Origin of the sequence: Kibdelosporangium aridum (assembly GCF_900176515.1) — a bacterium.
Lineage (GTDB): Bacteria > Actinomycetota > Actinomycetes > Mycobacteriales > Pseudonocardiaceae > Kibdelosporangium > Kibdelosporangium aridum.
This window is the reverse complement of record NZ_FWXV01000011.1, coordinates 405,903-424,165: the sequence shown is the minus strand read 5'-3', so window position 1 is coordinate 424,165 and position 18,263 is coordinate 405,903. Positions and strand designations below refer to the sequence as shown.

The following is an 18,263-nucleotide window of genomic DNA, read 5'->3' as shown; positions in this document are numbered from 1 at the left end:
TGTGCTTGACGGCCGGATCGGTTGACCGTGGTTCACCGGCTCCGTGGACGGTGCCGGGAGCAGCTGTGCTCGATCTGATCCGCAACCGCAATTGGTCAGCCCAGAGACTGCATCGGGTCGTGCGGGGTATCTCAGTTCATGGGTGAGACTGACACGAGTCAGTGCTCCGTCCCGGCCGCCTCGCGACCCGATGGGGATATATCGAGGACGGCGTCAGCTCGACTGCCGACGCGCGAAATGCTCTCGATAGGTCCATCATACGCCCACGTGCCGACGAGGCCACCAGCGGCGTCGTCTGCGCACCCTACTCTTGCGCTCCGCGTTCCTGCTGTCCCGACAGCTGGGCAACGGTGCGACGCCGGTAGTCGACGTCGGCGACCATCTGGTCGAGGATCCGCAGCGCCTCAGCGTTGTCCTGGGCCAATACCCGGTCCCGCGCGTACCGTGCCAAACCGGCCAGGTCATCCGGCCAGCTCTCCCAGGAGGAACGGGCGGCCTCGATCAGCGGGCTCAGGTGTTCGGTGTTCCACTGTGCTTCTGCCGCTTCCTTGCCCGCTTCGGTGGCAGGGTGTTCCGCTGCCGCGCGCCATCCGCACGAACAGGCAGCGATGAAGGCCTCCAGTGCGCTGGTCTCCTCGGTCCACCCCGTGCTGACCGTGCCGTCAGTGAGTTTGCGCGCGGCCTGCCCCTCGTGTTCCGCAACCTGCTCCGCATACGGACCGGTGTAACGGATACCCATCATGGGCTTCCTTCCGTGGGTTGGCCCTGCTGGCTTGCCGACAGGCTTGATCCTGCCACCATGGCGTGCCGATTGCTCCATTCACAGGGTATTTTCACGCGCTACGAAGTGTGGCCGGCAGAGTGTCGCGGGGCGAGTCAACCGCGGAGTTGTCGTCGTCAGGAATCCGGGCGGTGCGGCCGCCGGAAGGCGTACCGTGGAGTTGTCGACAGCACTTCGTGCGCATTGCGGCAGCGCCGCTCGAGACCCATCGGGTCAAATCGGTCCTTAGTAGAACCGCCTCGAGGAATGGGCAATCCGCGCCGCCCATCGATCAGCATGATGTCGTTTGTTGGTCCGCTTCCTGCGACACTGCAAGTATGCGCATCGCTATGCTGCTGGACGCCTGGGACGACGCACCGACCGGCGCGGTGATCTCCACCCGACGCTTCACCGAGCGGCTACGCGAGCGTGGGCATACCGTAACCGTCGTCTCCACCGGGGCGAGGGCCGAGCACAAGATCGCTCTGCCCGAGTTGCGGGTGCCCTTCGCCCAGCCGATCATCACCAAGATGCGCACGCCGCTGGCGTGGCCGGACCGGCGGTCGTTGGCCAGGGCAATCGCTGATGCCGATGTTGTGCACGTGCACACTCCCTTCCTTTTGGCGATGCGGGGGATCACCATGGCGAAGCGGGCCGGAGTGCCCACTGTGGCCACCTTCCACGTTCGCGCCGAGCACATACTGCGCAACATCGGTGTTCACAGTCAGACCACAGTGGATCTGCTCTCCCGCTTCTTTCTTCGTAGCGTGTACAACCGCTGCGATCACGTGATCTGTCCGAGTGAGTTCGGCGAGCACGAGTTGCGCGGTCATGGGCTGCGTAGGCCGGCCACGGTGATATCCAATGGGATACCCGAGGAATACCGGCCGACCGACCGGATCACGAACGACCGGTTCGTGATCCTGTCGGTCGGCCGGCTGGCTCCGGAGAAGCGGCACGACGTGCTGATCGAGGCGGTACGGCGGTCGCGGCACGAACCGGATATCCAACTCGTGGTCCTTGGCGACGGCCCGCTGCGGAGCCGGCTGCGTGACCAGGCGCGCGGCCTGACCAACCCCGTACTCTTCGACTGCCTGCCACCGCATGAGCTGATCTCGTACTACAACACCGCTGACCTCTACGTGCACACCGCGGAGATCGAGGTGGAATGCATGAGCGTACTCGAGGCGATGGCCTGCGGGCTGCCGTGCCTGATCGCCGAGTCGGCAACCGATGGGACCGCGCGGATAGCCCGGTCGGAGCGATTCAGGTTCTCCGCGGGATCACCACAGGCGCTGGCCGCCCGGATCGACCACTTGATCGAGCACCCTGACGAGCTGAAAGCCGCCCGCGCCGACCACGCCGCAGCCGCACGGAGGTATCCCATCGACACCTCGGTCGACCACCTGTTGGCGCTCTACCAACGCCTGACAGCCCGGCAACGCGTGCTAGGCCACTAGACCATGCCCCCGTCAACGCGCGGCCCTCCGCACGGCCAATGCGAGTGCGACCAGCAGCGCTAGTTCCGCGCCCAGTGCGACGCGCTCCAGCAGCCCTTTCGGAAGCCACGGCACGAGCTGGGCCACACCGAACATCGTCGCGCAGGACAGGACAGTCACGGCGAAACGACGGATCCACGCGGCAACACCCGCCCAACGCGGGTCGGGCAGCAGCGAACGGGCCAGAATCCAGCAGGCCAGCGGCAGGCACGTGAACAACATCGCGCCGCCCAACCGGTGCAGGTGTCCCGACAGGGTCTGGTCGGTTACCAGCTGATCGCCGGGAAACACCACGCAGATCAACAATCCCGCATACCAGAGTCCGAAGAGGACGCTTATCGCCCGGTGCCGCGGCATCCGGGCGCCGTTCATCCCAGCTCGTATCACGAGCCCGGACAGGAGCAGGAGCAACACGGCCACGACGAACAGCGGGCCACCGGCGCCGTGGAACGCGTAGTCGCTCACCGGATCGGTCACCGGGTCCACCTGCCCGCTCAGCAGCGCGGTCATGTAGCTGGTGACCAGCAGCGCACCGCCAAGCAGTGCCAGCGCCAGCCGGGCGAACAAGTCCGCGCGGGCTACGTCGACGGACGGCGCGGATCGGCGACTTGTCATCACCGCTCCATTGTCCGTGCCGGGCGGTGAAAGATCGAAGAAATCGTCTGCCTGCGTGGCCGCGAACCGCGGTTCATGCACAATATGCCCAGATGAGGGCGTACAGTGAGGTCACCGAAGGTTCCCGGACGCCCGCAGCCAGGCCGGCGTCGCCTCGGGGCGATCCCGACACCGGTCCTGTCGTCGCAGGCCGGAGACCGGAGCCGGACATGACCGAGCAGCCGAAGTCCTTGCGGCTCATGATCAAAGCCGACACGGCGTTACCCAGCCGGTTCGACGGTGGGTGGTGGCCTCGTTCGGCTGCGCTGGCGACTGAGCTGCCCATCCTCATCGGTGCGCTCACCCCGCGGCTGGGCATGGTCAGGAGAATCGGGTACAACCCCGACACCTGGGGTCTGCTGCCCAGGCACATCGCCGTCGATGGTCACGCCATCCGGCTCGAGGGATTCACCGGTCTGGACCCCTACAGCCTCAGGATCACCGGCATGACGTCCAGGGTGTTGTTCCTGCTGGTCGTCCCACCGGAAGCCGATGAACACACCGGACGTACCGCGCTGGCCGCTGCGTGCACGCAGAACGGGTTGTCCCGCCATATCCTGGCCGCCTGTGGCGCGTCCACCCAGCACTGACGGCTTGCCAGTAGTGTCTTTTGTGGACGATTTCTGGTCTGGATCCCACGCTGTAGTATCGGCGCTCGCGGGTTTGACTGCCAACGGGTGTACACACTGGCCCCGTTGGAACCAATCCGCGATCGTCGGCGTTAGACTGTGTAGTGCCCAGTGCGGCCTTGCTGTGGAAGCGATGGTGTGGGCACTTCTCCCTCTCGGAGGGGGACAAGCCAGAGAAGCCGGCCCCGCTGTGCCGTGCCTGCCGAAGGCCATCGATTTTTCCATTGTTCCGGAAGGTAATGCGTCCTATGACGACCGATACCCAGCCCGCTGATGCCAGGCGCGGCAGTGACTTCGCGCTCCTGGCGCGAGAAATCGGCCGCGCCGGCCTGCTGGACAGGCGGCGTGGCTACTACGTGCTGCGGATGGCGATCAACGTGCTGCTGCTCGCGGCAGGCGGTATCGCGTTCGTGCTGCTGGGCGACTCGTATTGGCAGTTGCTGACCGCGGTGTACCTCGCGGTCGTGTTCACCCAGTTCGCGTTCATCGGTCATGATGCCGGGCACCGCCAGATCTTCCGGTCCCGCCGGGGCAACAACGTCGTCGGGTACCTGCACGGCGCGGTCACCGGGATCAGTTTTCAGTGGTGGGTGGCCAAACACAACCGGCATCACGCCAACCCCAACCACGAGGACGACGACCCGGACATCGACATCCCCGCGCTGGCGTTCAGCCGTGAGCAGTCCCGCACCAAACAGGGCATCTACCGATGGATCACGAAGTACCAAGCCTTCTTGTTCTTCCCACTGCTGACGCTCGAAGCGGTGATCCTGCGCATCGCGGGCATCCAGGCCGTTTTCCGCCGTGAGGTCAAGCGTCCGGTGCTGGAGGCCATGCTGCTGACCGTGCCTCTCGCGGGTTATCTGACCGCGTTGTTCCTGGTGTTGTCCCCGCTGCAGGCAGTGCTGTTCATGCTGGTGCATCAGGGCGTGATGGGTGTCTATCTCGGGTGTTGTTTCGCGCCGAACCACAAGGGCATGCCCATCCTCACCCGTGAGGAAAACGTGGATCACCTGCGCAAGCAGGTCCTGACCTCCCGCAACATCTCCGGCGGACGGTGGCTGGACGGTATGCTCGGCGGCCTGAACTACCAGATCGAACACCATTTGTTCCCGCACATGCCCCGCGTCAACCTGCGCCGGGCACAGCCTGTCGTCCAGGCCTTCTGTGCCAGGCACGGCATTTCCTACCGTCAATGTGGTCTGTTCGCGTCCTACGCCCAAGTTCTGCGGCATCTGCATGATGCCGGAGCGGCACTCCGCCGGCCGACGGCGTTGGCGAACGCCGCATCATGACTGCCCTGAAAGGACTTTCTGTCATCTCGACATCAACACCGGAGAACGACCTGTTCAGTCATTCAGAGCCGCATCAGGCGGCTGACTGGCGCGATCCTGCCAGTCAGCGCAGGCTTTCGCGCGAGAACCTGTTCAGCGAAGCTGCCGATCCGCCGCCGGAGCCGGCTGCCCAGACGACGCCTCCGCCCCGCGACCCCTTCAACGAATCCCGGTAGACGTCCGCCGCGGACGTGCTCGGCGAGCACGATGACTGAGCAGAGTGCCGGTCGGCACTCTGGGTCTATTGTGGACCGAAGGCTGGTCAAGCCCATGAGCTCGGTGCCATGACCAGCGCGCAAGTTTCGCGGCGCCCGTTGCCGTTCTTGCTGTTACTCTCGCCGGAGAGTGAAACACCGGGTCGCAGTCTGCTTGTCCAGCATCTCGCCTGCTACGGCCACCTGATCCGCCCGATTTTCCGGAAGGTGCCATGTGGCAGGCAATTATGGTTTTCTCACCACGTATCCTCCTACTCCATGCGGCGTTGCGACGTTCGGCGCGGCGTTGCGGCGGCATCTGATCGCGCTGGAGCCGGACAGTTGCGCTGATGTGGTCAGAGTCGTCGACCAAGCCGGATCGCCTGCGCCAGCCGAGGTCGTGCACGACCTGGTCAAAGGTTCCCCGCGCAGTCTGGTGATCGCCGCCGAGTTGCTCAACGGGTTCGACGTGGCGATCGTGCAGCACGATTACGACATCTACGGTGGCCGGGACGGCGAGGAACTCCTCGACTTGCTCGACCTGCTGGACGTACCGGTGATCGTCGTACTGCACACCGTTCTGGCGCAGCCGAGCAGGCATCAGCGGATGGTGCTGACGCGCGTGGTCGAGCGGGCCGACGCCGTGGTGGCGATGTCCGACGCGGCAGCCCAACGGTTGCTTGACGGGTACACGATGGACCCGGACAAGCTTCTGGTGATCCCACACGGTGCGCCGGCGGACGGACTGGCCACGGCCGCGCTGGCAAGGTCCAGGCCGACCATCCTCACCTGGGGCCTGCTCGGGCCCGGCAAAGGCATCGAGTCGGCGATCGCGGCACTACCTGCCCTGCGAGACCTCGAACCCCGATACGTGGTCGCCGGGCAGACGCATCCCAAGGTGCTTGCCCGCTCTGGCAGTTCGTACTACGACTCGCTGCGTGCTCACGCCTCCGCGTTGGGCGTGGCCGATCTGGTCGATTTCATCCCGTCGTACCTGGATCCGCACTCGCTCGGCCAGTTGATCCGGCAAGCCAGAGTCGTGCTGTTGCCCTACGACTCGACTGAACAGGTCGCCTCCGGAGTGTTGGTCGAGGCGATCGCCGCGCGACGGCCGGTGGTCGCGACCCGCTTCCCGCACGCGGTCGAGATGCTCGCAGGCGGCTGCGGCCTCTTGATCCCGCACCAGGACCCGGCCGCGACAAGCGTGGCATTGCGCCGCGTGCTGACTGAGCCGGGCTTGGCTGTGGCCATGACGGGCAGGGCATCGGCCCTGGCGCCGGAGTTGCGGTGGCCCGCGGTGGCCGAACGCTATCGCTGGCTCGCCGACAGCCTGTTGATCGCTGCGACGCGCGTCCCACGGTGACATCGATCCCGCGAACCAGAGGTTCGAGTGCCTGGCGGCATTCCTAACCGTCCCTTGTGGAGCGGCCTGTTCCGTTTCCGTGGTCCCGGGATGCCTGAGCGCGCGGCCGGGCACCGTTGGCCGCACGATTTCTTTTGGCCCGGTGATCAGCGTGAATATGGAGTACAGTCAACCTGGTCGAGACATTTCGGCGCCGGTGTTGGATCCGGCGATCTCGGTATGAGAGGCCGGATCCCCGGCCCTGACAGGAGTCGCCGCTCGTCGTCGGCTCGGAGCGAGTTCATCGTGCCCCACCGGCTGCCATGGCCATCGAGCAGCCTCGGCGGTTGTCACGCCGATGGCGCTCATGCGGGGCGTGCCGAGTGCTTCGGCGTGGTCGTGACCCCTGTCTTTCGGTTGAGCCTGTTCGTTTCCGGTGACCCCGGGACGGGTGGGCTCAACCAGGGCGACAACCGGCCTTGGAGATAGGGCCACCATGCGACACACGCACAAATCCAAGCCGGAAGTGCAACGCCGGCACTGGCCTGCGACTATCGGCGCGCTGATCCTCGGCATCGCCGTCGGTGCGATGGTCGGAGTCGGCATGAGCAGCCGCCCATCCCATGTCCGGGACCCACGATCAGGGTTCTGACATAGGCGCTTACTCCTATTAGGACGATCTCGGCGTGGTGACCTTCACCGTCGGGAAGCAGTCCCGCTCCTGTCGATGGCATATACCGCGAGATGGTATATGCTCCGATCATGGATTCCATGAGCGAACAGTCGTTCTTGATTCTCGCGGCGCTCGCCGACCAGCCCCGGCACGGGTACGGGTTGGTGACGGAGGTCGCGGCGATGTCGGAGAATCGGATTCAGCTCCGGGCGAGCACGCTCTACGCGGCGCTGGAGCGCCTGGCCAACCGTGGCCTCGTCCAGCCTGAACGCGACGAGGTGGAGAACGGCCGGCTGCGCCGTTACTACCGTCTGACAGACGCGGGTGCGGCTGCGGTGGAGGCCGAGACACAGCGGATGATCATCCAGTCCCGTGCGGCCAAGCGCCGCCTCGCTCGGCGTGCCCGGCTCGGGCTGATCGGATGAGCCCGTCGGAGCCGATGGGGCCACTGGAACGGCGCTACCGCCGCCTGTTGCGCCTGTTGCCCGCTGATCACCGAGCCGCCCGTGGTGAAGAACTCCTCGGGTTGCTGCTCGACCTCGACCCAGGTCGCGCCCGCCCCAGTCTCCGGCAAGCCGTCGGCGTGGTCGGCCTCGCGTCGCGGCTTCGCCTGCCCGGCGCGGCATCCCTGCTGTTGACGGCGTTCATCGTCGCGGTCAGCACAGAAGCCGCCGCCACCGCTTACCGGATCAGCACCGGCGCGATAACGGTCAGTCTCGGCAGTCAGTTTCCCATCCGAAACGTGGCCCTCGCGCTGCTGATCCCCGCTCTGCTTCGGCTTGCCGCCGCAGTGGCTTGGATCCTCGGCTCCCGTCGCATCACGTTGGTCGTCTGCGGCGTGCTGCTCGCTTATTCGCTGGCGACTGGCGGGCTTCTCGTCGTCGACCTCGTGATCTGCGTCGGGTTGGGAGCCGCCGCGGCATGGCGGTGGTGGCCGGCGCAACGCTCGCGGGTGGTACTGCTGGCAACGATTCCGTTCGCAATGCTGTTGTGGACCCTAAGCGCGGCATGGAACATGGACCTCAGCTTCGGCTGGTTGCTGTTGGTGACCGCCGTCGTCGCCCTGCTCGGCGCGGTTGGGGGCCTGTTGCCCCGCCGAGACTCCGGTGGCGGGGAGCCACAAGGCCAACCGACATCCACAAAAGGCTGACCTGCTCGCCGACAGGGTTGCCTGTCCTCGCGTCGGTCACGTGCCCAGATGACCGACCTGGCATGGGATGGTAGTGCGTGGACACGACTGAAAGCCTGGGTGCTGTGGCACATTCCGGTGGCTTGCTGGTGCGTCGACCGGAACTGACTGTTGGTGTCGTGCGTGCGGTGTCCGGGCTGTCGGCTTTGGAGATCGAACTGCTGGCCCGCCGTCCGCTGGATCGTCGTAGTGCGGCCGAACGGCAGCGGGATATCCGCGACGGGCTCTCGAGCCAGCCGGCAGTCGCGTCCCGCCGGTTGCTGCCGGCTTACGATGAGGGCGTTGACCTGCGCGTCGGCTGGCTCGATCACGCTGGCCACGCGCAGTGGGAATTCGCTACGTCCTGCTCCTCGAGCGACGGTGACTACTTCCTTGGCACGTCCGGTCCCACCTACCGGGCGGTGTTCCGGCTTCCACCGACATTCGACGAGATATCGCTCGTGCTCGCATGGCCGGAGATCGGCTTCCCGGAAACAGTCATCACCGTGCCGCTACCCGACCGGACCACCGTCGAGCGAGCCACAACCTCGATTTGGCAAGCACCACTGGACATTCGTCCTGTGCCAGAAGGGGTCACCCATCATGCCGACCGTGGCCACGGCTCGCCGGCCATCGAAGCAGGTACGAACGTCGCGCCACCCCGAGTGCTGCACCGCCGCGATCACCGCGTCGCCGTCGTGCTCACTCGACTGACCGCCATGAACTCGATGCTGTCCATGGAACTGCTCAGCATTGCCAAGGGAGATTCCGCGGACGCGGTCAACGCCCATGCGTTTCCCCCTCCGCGACCAACGTCAGGTGCGTTGGACGACCCAGCCCAGATCCGAGCAACGGGCCCTGGCGCCTCCGTGGCAGTCATCCAAGGACACGAGGCCCTCTGGATCCGACCGGGTGACAGCACCTCCTCCGGCGGCAACCAGACCTTCTCCTGCCTCCAGGAGTTCACACTGAACCGCCCGCACGACGACCTGCTCGACCTGATAGTGGCCTGGCCCCTCGCCGGACTCCACGATGTCCGAGTACACATCCCCCTCAACCCGACCTGAGCCACACAGCGGGACATCCGTCGCTCACGCTCGGGCTTCGGACGTGTCAGCCTAGGCCGGTCCGGGCGATGACGTTGGTGACGCTTATCCGAACTGCGGTGAAGCCTTCCTGTACGAATGACTCAACCAACGCATCCAAGGGCTGTGATGGGTAATAACGGTTGGCTATGCCCGCGGCGATGCGTTTGACCTGGTCCGGTTCGGCAGACAGTTGTGCGAGTCCTTCGATGGTCACGAAACTGTAGGGTTGCTGCTCATCGCTGACGCAAACCGCGATGCGCTGGTCACGAGCCAGGCTCTTGCCTTTGACGCTCCCAGGCGACAGGGCGAAGGCGAGTTCGTGGCCGTCCAGGATGAAGCACACAGGGGTCACGTGGGGTCGTCCGTCGGGGCGGGTGAGGGCTATGTGGGCGAGCTTTGTTCCCGTTGTGACGAAGGATCGCCATTGGTTGTCGGTCATTGTCGCCATGGTGGTTCCTTTCATTTCGATCGTGCGATTTCCCGTTGGGCCGGTGGCCGCAGTCCATCCGGTTGTTCCGAACAGGACTGTCCTCATCGGACAGACGGGCCTGGTTCGTCTTGTGCCGCGGTCCGGCGGCGCAGTGCTGGTGCGAGCGCCCGCTGTGCGGCGAAGAGTGCGATCCCACCGATCGCGCACACCGATCCGAGGACGGTGGGTCCGGCCAGGTCGAGCAGCGCGGTTCCGGCCAGCGGACCGATCACCGCGCCGATGCTCCAGGTGGTCGAGGCGAGGCCCATGTACCTGCCACGCAGCTCGGCCGGTGCGAGGTCGGCGAACGTGTCGCCGAACCGGACGGCGATACCGATCTGGCCGAGGGTCCAGATCACGACCGATCCGGCGAAGCCAGCGGTGCCGTGGCTGATGGCGCCGAGCGCGGCGCCAACTCCGACCAGCAGCATCGAAACGGCCGACACCGCGTAGGCGTTGCGGCCAGCGAGCAGCCGGACCGCCAACGGCTGCAGAACCACGATAGCGATCCCGTTCAGCGCCAACACCGCGCCGTACGTCGCGGGACCAAGACCGTCGGCCGTCATCAGCAGCGGCAACGTCGTGAACGTCTGCAGGAACAGCGTGAAGTAGCCGACGTGGATCGCCATCATCGCGATCATCAACCGGTCACGCAGCAGAACAGGCAGCAGCGCCTGCCGCGTGCGCATCGACCCGGCCGGGCGGGTTTCCGGCACCAGACGCCAGACGATCAGCGCCGCGGCGAGCGAGGCCACCACATTGATCCAGAACAGCAGCCCGTATCCGTACTTGGCCAAGATCCCGGCCGTGACCGTGGCGACCGAGAAGCCGAGGTTGGCCGCCCAGTAAAGCAACCCGAACGCACGGATCCGTTGCTGCGCGGGCAGATCAGCCACCGCGGCCGAACCGGCCGGGCGGAACAGCTCGATCGTCAGCCCGACACCGACGGCGGCCGCCCAGATCTCGGGCATCGAATCCGCTGAGCCGAGCGCGGCGAGTGCCACAGCGGCACCCACGAAACCCACCAGCATCGTGTTGCGCCGGCCGATCCGGTCGCCCAACCAGCCACCGAGCAACTGGGATCCGATGTCGCCCAGACCGACAGCCGCGACCACGGCGCCCGCGGTCGCAGGCGAGAGATGCTGTGCCTGCGTCAGATACAGCACGAGAAACGACCGCACCACACCCCCGGCCCTGCCGACGAAGTGCGTGGCTGCCAGGGCCCAGACCAGTTTCGGCAGCCCCAGGCGCGGCTGGCTCGGGATTGCCGTGGCTGCCGGGTTGATCGTGCTCGATGTCGTCATGGCAACCACGCTAGGTTCGCGCATGCATTACGAAAAGCGATGATTTCTGATTGAATCGATCGCTATCGCTTATGCTAGATCCCGTGGCGGATATTGAACTGCGTTACCTGCGGACCTTGGCCGCGATCGCCGAGGAAGGAACCTTCGGGCACGCGGCCGCCCGGCTCGGCTACACCCAATCGTCGGTGAGCCAGCAGATCGCCGCGCTGGAGAAGGCCGTCGGCGGCCCAGTCTTCGACCGGCCCGGCGGGCCGAAGCCCGTCCGGATCACGCCGCTCGGTGAGGTGGTCCTGGCCCATGGCCGCGATCTGCTGGCGAAGGCTGAGGCGCTGACCGACGCCGTCGATCGTTTCCGGGCGGGCAACGGCCGGATCGACATCGGCACCTTCCCTGGCGTGTCGAACCTGATCCTGCCGGTCGTCATACGCCGGCTGCTGGACGAGCATCCCGGCTGCGACATCAGGCTGTCCGACGTGAAACCGGAGGACACCCGGATCGGGGATCGCGACCTGGTGTTCCACGACGGCCCGGTCGAAGGCGACGTCGAGCACGTCAAGCTTTTCGACGAGTCATACCTCTTGGTGGCGGGAGCAGGCGCGCTCCCAGATGGTCCGGTGCAGGCGAAGCTGCTCGACGATGCTCCGATGGTGGCCTGGCCGCCGACCTATCACCAGAGATGGCTGGAGCGGGCGCTCGCCCGCGCCGGCGCGCAGCCACGGTTCGTGTTCCGCACCGCGGGCCACGAAACCCTCCTGTCGATGGTGCGGGTGGGTATCGGCTGGGCGGTACTGCCATGGCTTGCCCTGTACGGACACGATGCCTGGTCCGACGACCAGCTCAGCATCCACCGGCTGAAGCCGTCACCGTCCCGCGAGTTGTCCCTGTACTGGCCTGCCGGGCGCACCGAGTCCCCACTCGCGATCCGGACACGGGAGATCGCCATGGACGTCGCGCGCGGTCTTGCCAAGCAGATGTAGCGGTCGGCTACGACTGAACTTGCGGCACTCGGTCCGACCGGCGGATCAGCACGATCACCGCCACGGCCACCGCGATCGCGACACCAGCCTGGTAGAAGCCGGTGACCACGTTGACGAGCGCGCTGATGATGCCGACGTACTCCATCGTCAGGGAGAGTGGACGCGCCCACGGCCGCGAGCCAAGGAAGATCGCGCCGGCGAGCAGGGCCACTGCGATCAACGGGTTGAGAATGTCCACGAGGACGGCCTGCGGATAGACGTCCTGGTTGTGGTCCATACGGGAAAAGGTGTCCTGGAGCTGGCCCACCCAGACCCCGAGGGATGCCACCGCTTGGCAGACCATGATCACGCGCGCGATCGTGAGAATCATCAGAATCCTCCCGGCAGGCGTGGTGAGACGGGCCTGATGGGCTTGACGATCCGGGCAGGCCCATCCGCGGTTCCTGGGGGGACCGGGACGACGCCAACCGTCGTGAAGATGAAGACGAGGTCGTCCCAGGTCGTGTAGGTGTGCGCCGGACCCGTGCAGAAGCCGCCGCTGCACACCGTTGGTGGGTTCGACGAGCAGCCCGCGACGAGCACGAGCGCGAGGGCTGTGAACAGCCGCTTGGACATGGCGCTCCTTGACTTGGCGTTGCGAGTGGCCAGGTTAGGGAGGTCGTCGGGGACCGGTCCCTGCGCTTGCCGGGGCCAGGCGGCTTGGTGGTACTCGCCGAGGATTGTTCCAGTTCTGGCGGTCATGCCCGATCGATAGCATTGCCCGCGTTCTTTGCCGAGTGGTGCCACCTGCATTCCGTCCGGAGGATCGATGACGACGACGCTGGATGTGGTGTCGCTCAATGTCTTCGTCGGCCTTCGCTCCCGAGGCGCGCCCGCCCGGAGCAGGGCGGTCGAGTTCTGCCGCCGCTTGACGGACCTGGACGTGGACGTCCTGTTGCTGCAGGAGGTGTGGACTCGTTCGCTGCTGCGGTTCATCGGCGCCCGTTTGCCGTCCCTGCCTCACGTTGCCTGTAGGCCAGGCTTGGCTGGTCAACCCGCGGGTGGGCTCGCGGTGTTCTCCCGCCGCTCGCTGTGCGCACCGACGTACACCGCCTTCACCAAGACACGTCCCGGCAACGGAAACCCGGTCTTTCGTGGGAAATCCGCCGTGAGCTGCCGACTGCAGGGAGTGCTCACCGTGCGGACGGCTGACGGCAAACTCGTGCTGGGCAACACTCAACTGACCGCCAATCGCGACGGCGACTGGTCGCAGGCCAACCGTCACCACCGCATACACCGGCAGCAGGTGCGCATCGTCCATGACGCGATGCGCACCGCCGGCGCCCACACCGCGCCGTTGTCGGTGCTCGGTGGCGACTTCAACATCGCCAGCACCAGCCCGCTGTATCCGCTCATCGTCGACAACGGGGCCTGGCATGACCCCTTCGCGCTCACCGATCAGCCCACCTACCGAGCCGAATACCTGCCCGCCGGACGAACGGCCAACCGCATCGACTACCTGCTGGTGTCCGGCCAGCCGGTGACGAGCGCCGACCTGATCCTCGCCGAACCGGTACACCTGGACAGCGGCACCAGCTTCTTGTCCGATCACCTCGCGCCGAGGATCCGGCTCCACGGATCGCGTGTGGATGGTGGAGATTCCCTTGCGGTGTAGTGGGTTTCCGGCTCCATCGGGGCGCCGAGGTCGGTGGGGTAGCTGAGGTCGGCGCGGTGTCCGGTGGCCTGGATGACGCTGTCGACGTGTTCACGGGTGCCGTCGGGACAGGGTTGTCCCTGTCAGACGGTGGTGTTTCTGCGTTCGATGAAGACGGTGTCGCGCCACTTGCCGTGGTGCTGGGCGATGCGTTCCCGTACGCCGAGGGTGCGGAAGCCCGCGGAGTGGTGCAGGGCCAGGCTGGCGCGGTTCTCCGGGAAGATCGAGGTTTGCAGGGTCCAGAGGCCTGCGTCGTCGGCGGCGCGGACTTGTTGGCGGATCAGGGCTTTGCCAACTCCTTGACCGCGGTAGTCCTCGCCGACGTAGATGGAGTTCTCGGCGACGCCGGAGTAGCACTCGCGTGTGGACACCGGTGCGAGGGCGGCCCAGCCGGCGACGTGGCCGTCGATTTCGGCGACCCAGCGGTGGTCTGGCAGCCACTTGGCGTCCAGGGACTTCCGGCTGGGGACGTCTGTTTCGAAGGTGGCGTTGCCGGTGGCGATGCCTTCGGCGTAGATGCGGCGAACCGCGGTCCAGTCGGAGGGTCGCAGTGCTCGGACGGTGACGTCCGCTGGGACGTCGGCCGGGCAGCACGGGCGGGGCGCCAGTATTCCCATGACAGCGTCGGCCGCGTGCGGAAGTCCGGTGCAGCAGGCCGGGTTGACCGAGATCAGGGTGGTGGTGCCCGCTTTGCGGATCTGCAGGAAGCCGACTTCGGCGAGTTTGCGCACGTGGTGCGAGCAGGTCGACTGGCTGATGCCCAGCGCCTCGGTGAGGTCGCCGACGGTGACATCGCCGGTGGAGGTGGCGACGGTGTGCAGCAGCCGGACCCGGGTTGGCTCGGCCAGGCAGGCGAACCAACTGGCGTAAGTAGCGGCTTCCTGTTCCGGCAGCACCGGGGCTTCCAGCGTCGTCATGCGGACAGTATCGATGACGATCGATGGTTGCGTCAATCGATGACGGTCGATACATTGCCTCCTGTTGGATCGATGTTCTTCGATAAAGGGAGGCTCCGGTGGAGCACTTGCCGGTTGTCGTTGTGGGGGCTGGGCCTGCTGGTTTGGCTGCGGCGGCGCATCTTGTGGAACGTGGATTGGAGCCGTTGGTACTGGAAGCGGGCCCGGTGGCGGGTGCCGCAGTGGCTCAGTGGCATCACGTTCGGTTGTTCTCGGCCTGGTCGGAACTCGTCGACCCGGCGGCTGCCCGGCTGTTGGAATCGACCGGCTGGCAGCGGCCGGACCCGGAGGTCTATCCGACGGGACAGCAGTGGGCGCAGTTGTATCTGCAGCCCTTGGCCAAGGCCTTGGGCGAACGGGTTCGGTTCAACACGCAGGTCACGGGCGTCGCGCGCCGGGGCCGTGACCGGGTGGTGGACGCGGGCCGGGACTCCGAGCCGTTGACCGTGCACGCGGGGGACGAGCGGATCACGGCGCGGGCGGTGATCGACGCGTCGGGAACGTGGTCGACGCCGAACCCTCTCGGCGGAGACGGGCTCCCCGCGGTGGGCGAGGTGGCTGCGGCGGAGCGGATCACCTACCGAGTGCCGGATCTGAGCGATGCGGATGTGCGGGCGCGGTATGCGGGGAAGCGGATCGTGGTCGCTGGCAGCGGACATTCTGCGCTGACCGCGCTGGTTGCGTTGGGGCAGTTGGCGGAGCAGGTGCAGGGCACGAAGGTCGTGTGGTTGTTGCGGCGTGGTGCGGTGGGGAACGTGTTCGGTGGTGGAAATGCGGATCAGCTTCCGGCACGAGGTGCTTTGGGGCAGTTGGCTCAGGCGCATGCTCGCGCTGGTTACGTCGACACCGTGACTGGCTTCCGGACTGCGGAGGTGGAGCAGACCGCGGACGGGCTGGTGCTTACGTCGCAGGATGGGCATCGGCTCGACCCTGTGGACGAAGTCGTTGTGCTGACTGGATTCCGGCCGGACTTGTCGTGGCTGTCGGAGTTGCGGCTGGAGTTGGACGCGACGCTGCAGGCACCGGTCGCACTGGCGCCGTTGATCGACCCGAACGTGCATTCCTGCGGCACGGTGTATCCGCATGGTGTCAAGGAGTTGAGCCACCCGGAGCCGAATGTGTACTTGGTCGGCATGAAGAGCTATGGCCGCGCACCGACGTTCCTCGCGATGACCGGATACGAGCAGGTGCGCAGTGTGGTGGCGGCGATCGCGGGCGACCGGGCGTCAGCCGAACGCGTGGAGTTGGTTCTGCCTGAGACTGGCGTCTGCGGCGGGGCCGGGGTGTTCGACCAACCTGCAGAGGACGCTGATGGCGGTTGTTGCGGCACGGTCGGTGCGCAGCCCGTCACGTTGTCTGTCGGTGCTCCGAACTAGAGCCACATGAGTGACGTCACTGCCGCGGCGCACCATTACCGGGCTGCGCCGCGGCGTTGCTGTCGGCAAGTCACTCCTGGCAGCCGCAGCCCGCGTCGGCCTTCGCCTGCTCGACCGTCTTGTTCGTATCCACGGACTGCTCGGCGGGGGTGCAGCAGGCGCTGACCCCGCAACACGAACTCCCGGCTGTCGTCGCGTTGACGGCGGTTACCGGCTTTACGGCGCGGATGATCGCTGAGTGCATCGAGTCGGCGACCTGATGGGTCGCGGTGATCTCGATGTCGGTGAACCCGGCTGCCTGCAGGCCTTCGCGGTACTCGCTGAAGCTCAAGGCCCCGGCGATGCATGCGACATACGAGCCGCGTTCGGCTCGCTGCTCCGCGGTCAGGTCGTCGTCGGCGATGATGTCCGATACGCCGAACCGTCCGCCGGGCGCCAGTACGCGGAAGGTCTCGGCGAACACCGCAGGCTTGTCGGTCGACAGGTTGATCACACAGTTCGAGATCACCACGTCGATGGTGTTGCTGGGCAACGGAATCGCCTCGATCGTGCCCTTCAGGAACTCGACGTTCTGCGCGCCCGCCTTCGCCTTGTTCGCCAGTGCGAGCGCGAGCATCTCGTCGGTCATGTCCAGCCCATAGGCCTTGCCGGTCGGGCCGACCCGGCGAGCCGACAACAACACATCGATCCCACCGCCAGATCCGAGGTCCAGCACACGCTCACCCTTGCGCAACTCCGCGACCGCGGTCGGATTCCCGCAGCCCAACGAGGCGGCGATCGCCTCCGCGGGCAACGCGTCCCGCTCTGACACGGAGTACAGAGCCGACCCGAAGTTCTCGTCGACCTCGACGGCCTCCGGTCCGCAACAGCCGCTTCCGCCTTCGGTGACCTTGATCGCGGCGGCGGCATACCGGGACCGGACGACTTCACGAAGATCGGTGGATTCAGACATCACAGCTCCTTGTATCGACGTTCTTCGATGAATGTTGCCGCTCTCATCGAAGGCTGTCAATATAGAGACATGTCGAAACAGGAGCTGCCGATCGCGCAGACCGCCTCGTGCTGCACGAGCCTGCAGTCCGCACCCCTCGACGAGGACCAAGCGACCGATCTGGCCGCCGTCTTCAAAGCACTCGGTGACCCGGTCCGCCTACGGCTGCTGTCGATGATCGCCGCCGCGCAGGCCGACACCGGGGTCTGCGTGTGCGAACTGACGCCGGCGTTCGACCTGTCCCAGCCGACGATCTCCCACCACCTCAAGCTGCTGCGCCAGGCCGGACTGGTCGACTCCGAACGCCGCGGTACCTGGGTCTACTACTGGCTGCTGCCCGAAACCACGGACAAGCTCGCCGCGTTGCTTTCCCGTCCGGCCAGCGAATGGTCGCGGCAGCCCGAAGAAGTCGCTTCCTGACCTCGACTGTTGTGCCATCGGAAAGGCTTGGGGGTCAGACCACTTCGGGGCCGCTGCGTGGATCAGTCAACGCGGGCCGCTTCGATGATGCCCGCGATGGCGCGGCCGATGCGTTCGGCGGCACGGTCGGGGTCGGGTTGGCCGGTGTCCAGCCAGGCGATGACGGATTCAAGCGTGAGGGCGGGGATCACTTGGGCCGCCCAGTTTTGCCATGGGCCGTCGGGAATTGCTTCGGCGATGTGGCGGTGGGCGATGTCGGTTGAGTCCCATCGGATTGTGTCGGTGATGTCGCGGAACTCCGGTTCCCTTGCCGCGTGGCGGAACAGTAGGCGGAACCCGTCGGGATCGGCGGCGGCGGCGCGGAGCAGCGCCGGAAGGCTGCTCTCGTCGTAGTTCTCGGTTCCGACGGCCTCGCCGAGCCGGGTGCAGGCGCGGTCGAGCACCGCCCGGTAAAGGTCGCTTTTGGACGCGAAGTGGCGGTAGAGGATCACGTGGGTGACGCCTGCTTCGGCGGCCACGTCGTCGAGGCTGGTGGCAGTGAACCCGGTGCGGGCGAACGCGCGGGTGGCCGCGTCGAGGATCTGTTCGCGCCGTTCGGCGCGGGGCATGCGCCGGACACGCTCCACATCCGTGGTGGACCGCCGGTCCGTCGCCATCGCGCCAACCTCCTCTTGTTTAAGGCAGACTATACAAGTAGCTTGTTTAAGACTTCTTGTACAAGTGATCTGTAACGACG

21 protein-coding genes are annotated in these 18,263 nt (G+C 66.2%); 12 read left to right on the top strand and 9 right to left on the bottom strand.

Annotated features, from left to right (window positions below; translation table 11 throughout):
- Positions 1–304: 304 nt before the first annotated feature.
- Positions 305–739 carry a hypothetical protein gene (locus B9C43_RS44655; protein WP_143447040.1) on the bottom strand — a complete coding sequence of 145 codons (435 nt, stop codon included), beginning with the start codon at positions 737–739 and terminating at the stop codon, positions 305–307.
- A 359-nt stretch (positions 740–1,098) separates the two neighbouring features.
- Between B9C43_RS44655 and B9C43_RS44650 the strand changes: the two genes are divergently transcribed.
- Positions 1,099–2,220, top strand: a complete 1,122-nt coding sequence (locus B9C43_RS44650; protein ID WP_084433412.1) for a glycosyltransferase — start codon at positions 1,099–1,101, stop codon at positions 2,218–2,220.
- A 12-nt stretch (positions 2,221–2,232) separates the two neighbouring features.
- Here the strand turns inward: B9C43_RS44650 and B9C43_RS44645 are convergent, their stop codons facing one another.
- Positions 2,233–2,874, bottom strand: a complete 642-nt coding sequence (locus tag B9C43_RS44645) for a DUF998 domain-containing protein (protein WP_143447039.1) — start codon at positions 2,872–2,874, stop codon at positions 2,233–2,235.
- Between the two features lie 92 nt (positions 2,875–2,966).
- Here B9C43_RS44645 and B9C43_RS44640 point away from each other — a divergent pair, with 92 nt between their 5' ends.
- From B9C43_RS44640 to B9C43_RS44615, 7 genes are all read left to right on the top strand, one after another.
- Positions 2,967–3,503 (top strand): DUF5994 family protein, encoded by a 537-nt coding sequence (locus B9C43_RS44640; protein WP_143447038.1) that lies wholly within the window; start codon positions 2,967–2,969, stop codon positions 3,501–3,503.
- Positions 3,504–3,781: 278 nt separating this feature from the next.
- Positions 3,782–4,837 carry a fatty acid desaturase family protein gene (locus B9C43_RS44635; RefSeq protein ID WP_084433409.1) on the top strand — a complete coding sequence of 352 codons (1,056 nt, stop codon included), beginning with the start codon at positions 3,782–3,784 and terminating at the stop codon, positions 4,835–4,837.
- Complete coding sequence (locus B9C43_RS56155) at positions 4,834–5,052, top strand: hypothetical protein (protein ID WP_143447036.1); 219 nt, start codon at positions 4,834–4,836, stop codon at positions 5,050–5,052. Before B9C43_RS44635 ends, B9C43_RS56155 begins: the two co-directional genes overlap by 4 nt.
- Before the next feature lie 253 nt (positions 5,053–5,305).
- A complete protein-coding gene (locus B9C43_RS44630; RefSeq protein WP_084433408.1) occupies positions 5,306–6,433 on the top strand; it encodes a glycosyltransferase in 1,128 nt (375 codons plus the stop codon).
- Between the two features lie 741 nt (positions 6,434–7,174).
- Positions 7,175–7,510 (top strand): PadR family transcriptional regulator, encoded by a 336-nt coding sequence (locus tag B9C43_RS44625; RefSeq protein WP_084433407.1) that lies wholly within the window; start codon positions 7,175–7,177, stop codon positions 7,508–7,510.
- Positions 7,507–8,235 (top strand): hypothetical protein, encoded by a 729-nt coding sequence (locus B9C43_RS44620; RefSeq protein ID WP_143447035.1) that lies wholly within the window; start codon positions 7,507–7,509, stop codon positions 8,233–8,235. The genes B9C43_RS44625 and B9C43_RS44620 overlap by 4 nt, the downstream gene beginning before the upstream one ends.
- 77 nt (positions 8,236–8,312) lie before the next feature.
- Positions 8,313–9,320 carry a hypothetical protein gene (locus B9C43_RS44615; RefSeq protein ID WP_084433405.1) on the top strand — a complete coding sequence of 336 codons (1,008 nt, stop codon included), beginning with the start codon at positions 8,313–8,315 and terminating at the stop codon, positions 9,318–9,320.
- 46 nt (positions 9,321–9,366) lie between these two features.
- Here the strand turns inward: B9C43_RS44615 and B9C43_RS44610 are convergent, their stop codons facing one another.
- Positions 9,367–9,780 (bottom strand): PPOX class F420-dependent oxidoreductase, encoded by a 414-nt coding sequence (locus B9C43_RS44610; RefSeq protein ID WP_084433501.1) that lies wholly within the window; start codon positions 9,778–9,780, stop codon positions 9,367–9,369.
- Between the two features lie 92 nt (positions 9,781–9,872).
- Positions 9,873–11,114, bottom strand: coding sequence for an MFS transporter (locus tag B9C43_RS44605; RefSeq protein WP_084433404.1), 1,242 nt, complete (start codon positions 11,112–11,114; stop codon positions 9,873–9,875).
- Between the two features lie 83 nt (positions 11,115–11,197).
- On the opposite strand from B9C43_RS44605, the gene B9C43_RS44600 reads away from it, so the two are divergent.
- Positions 11,198–12,091 carry a LysR family transcriptional regulator gene (locus B9C43_RS44600; protein WP_084433403.1) on the top strand — a complete coding sequence of 298 codons (894 nt, stop codon included), beginning with the start codon at positions 11,198–11,200 and terminating at the stop codon, positions 12,089–12,091.
- Positions 12,092–12,098: 7 nt separating this feature from the next.
- Here B9C43_RS44600 and B9C43_RS44595 read toward each other — a convergent pair whose 3' ends face one another.
- Complete coding sequence (locus tag B9C43_RS44595) at positions 12,099–12,461, bottom strand: hypothetical protein (RefSeq protein WP_033382987.1); 363 nt, start codon at positions 12,459–12,461, stop codon at positions 12,099–12,101.
- Positions 12,461–12,706 carry a hypothetical protein gene (locus B9C43_RS44590; protein WP_033382986.1) on the bottom strand — a complete coding sequence of 82 codons (246 nt, stop codon included), beginning with the start codon at positions 12,704–12,706 and terminating at the stop codon, positions 12,461–12,463. Before B9C43_RS44590 ends, B9C43_RS44595 begins: the two co-directional genes overlap by 1 nt.
- A gap of 193 nt (positions 12,707–12,899) precedes the next feature.
- On the opposite strand from B9C43_RS44590, the gene B9C43_RS44585 reads away from it, so the two are divergent.
- Positions 12,900–13,745, top strand: a complete 846-nt coding sequence (locus tag B9C43_RS44585; protein ID WP_084433402.1) for an endonuclease/exonuclease/phosphatase family protein — start codon at positions 12,900–12,902, stop codon at positions 13,743–13,745.
- A gap of 122 nt (positions 13,746–13,867) precedes the next feature.
- Here B9C43_RS44585 and B9C43_RS44580 read toward each other — a convergent pair whose 3' ends face one another.
- Complete coding sequence (locus B9C43_RS44580) at positions 13,868–14,701, bottom strand: helix-turn-helix domain-containing GNAT family N-acetyltransferase (protein ID WP_084433401.1); 834 nt, start codon at positions 14,699–14,701, stop codon at positions 13,868–13,870.
- A gap of 98 nt (positions 14,702–14,799) precedes the next feature.
- Here B9C43_RS44580 and B9C43_RS44575 point away from each other — a divergent pair, with 98 nt between their 5' ends.
- A complete protein-coding gene (locus tag B9C43_RS44575) occupies positions 14,800–16,116 on the top strand; it encodes an FAD-dependent oxidoreductase (RefSeq protein WP_084433400.1) in 1,317 nt (438 codons plus the stop codon).
- 70 nt (positions 16,117–16,186) lie between these two features.
- Here B9C43_RS44575 and arsM read toward each other — a convergent pair whose 3' ends face one another.
- Positions 16,187–17,068: an arsenite methyltransferase gene (gene arsM, locus B9C43_RS44570; protein WP_084433399.1), complete on the bottom strand. Its 882-nt coding sequence runs from the start codon at positions 17,066–17,068 to the stop codon at positions 16,187–16,189.
- A gap of 69 nt (positions 17,069–17,137) precedes the next feature.
- Here arsM and B9C43_RS44565 point away from each other — a divergent pair, with 69 nt between their 5' ends.
- Positions 17,138–17,527, top strand: coding sequence for an ArsR/SmtB family transcription factor (locus B9C43_RS44565; RefSeq protein ID WP_033382979.1), 390 nt, complete (start codon positions 17,138–17,140; stop codon positions 17,525–17,527).
- 62 nt (positions 17,528–17,589) lie between these two features.
- Here the strand turns inward: B9C43_RS44565 and B9C43_RS44560 are convergent, their stop codons facing one another.
- Entirely contained in the window at positions 17,590–18,183 is a 594-nt protein-coding gene (locus B9C43_RS44560; protein ID WP_051895372.1) for a TetR/AcrR family transcriptional regulator, read from the bottom strand.
- Positions 18,184–18,263: the final 80 nt, after the last annotated feature.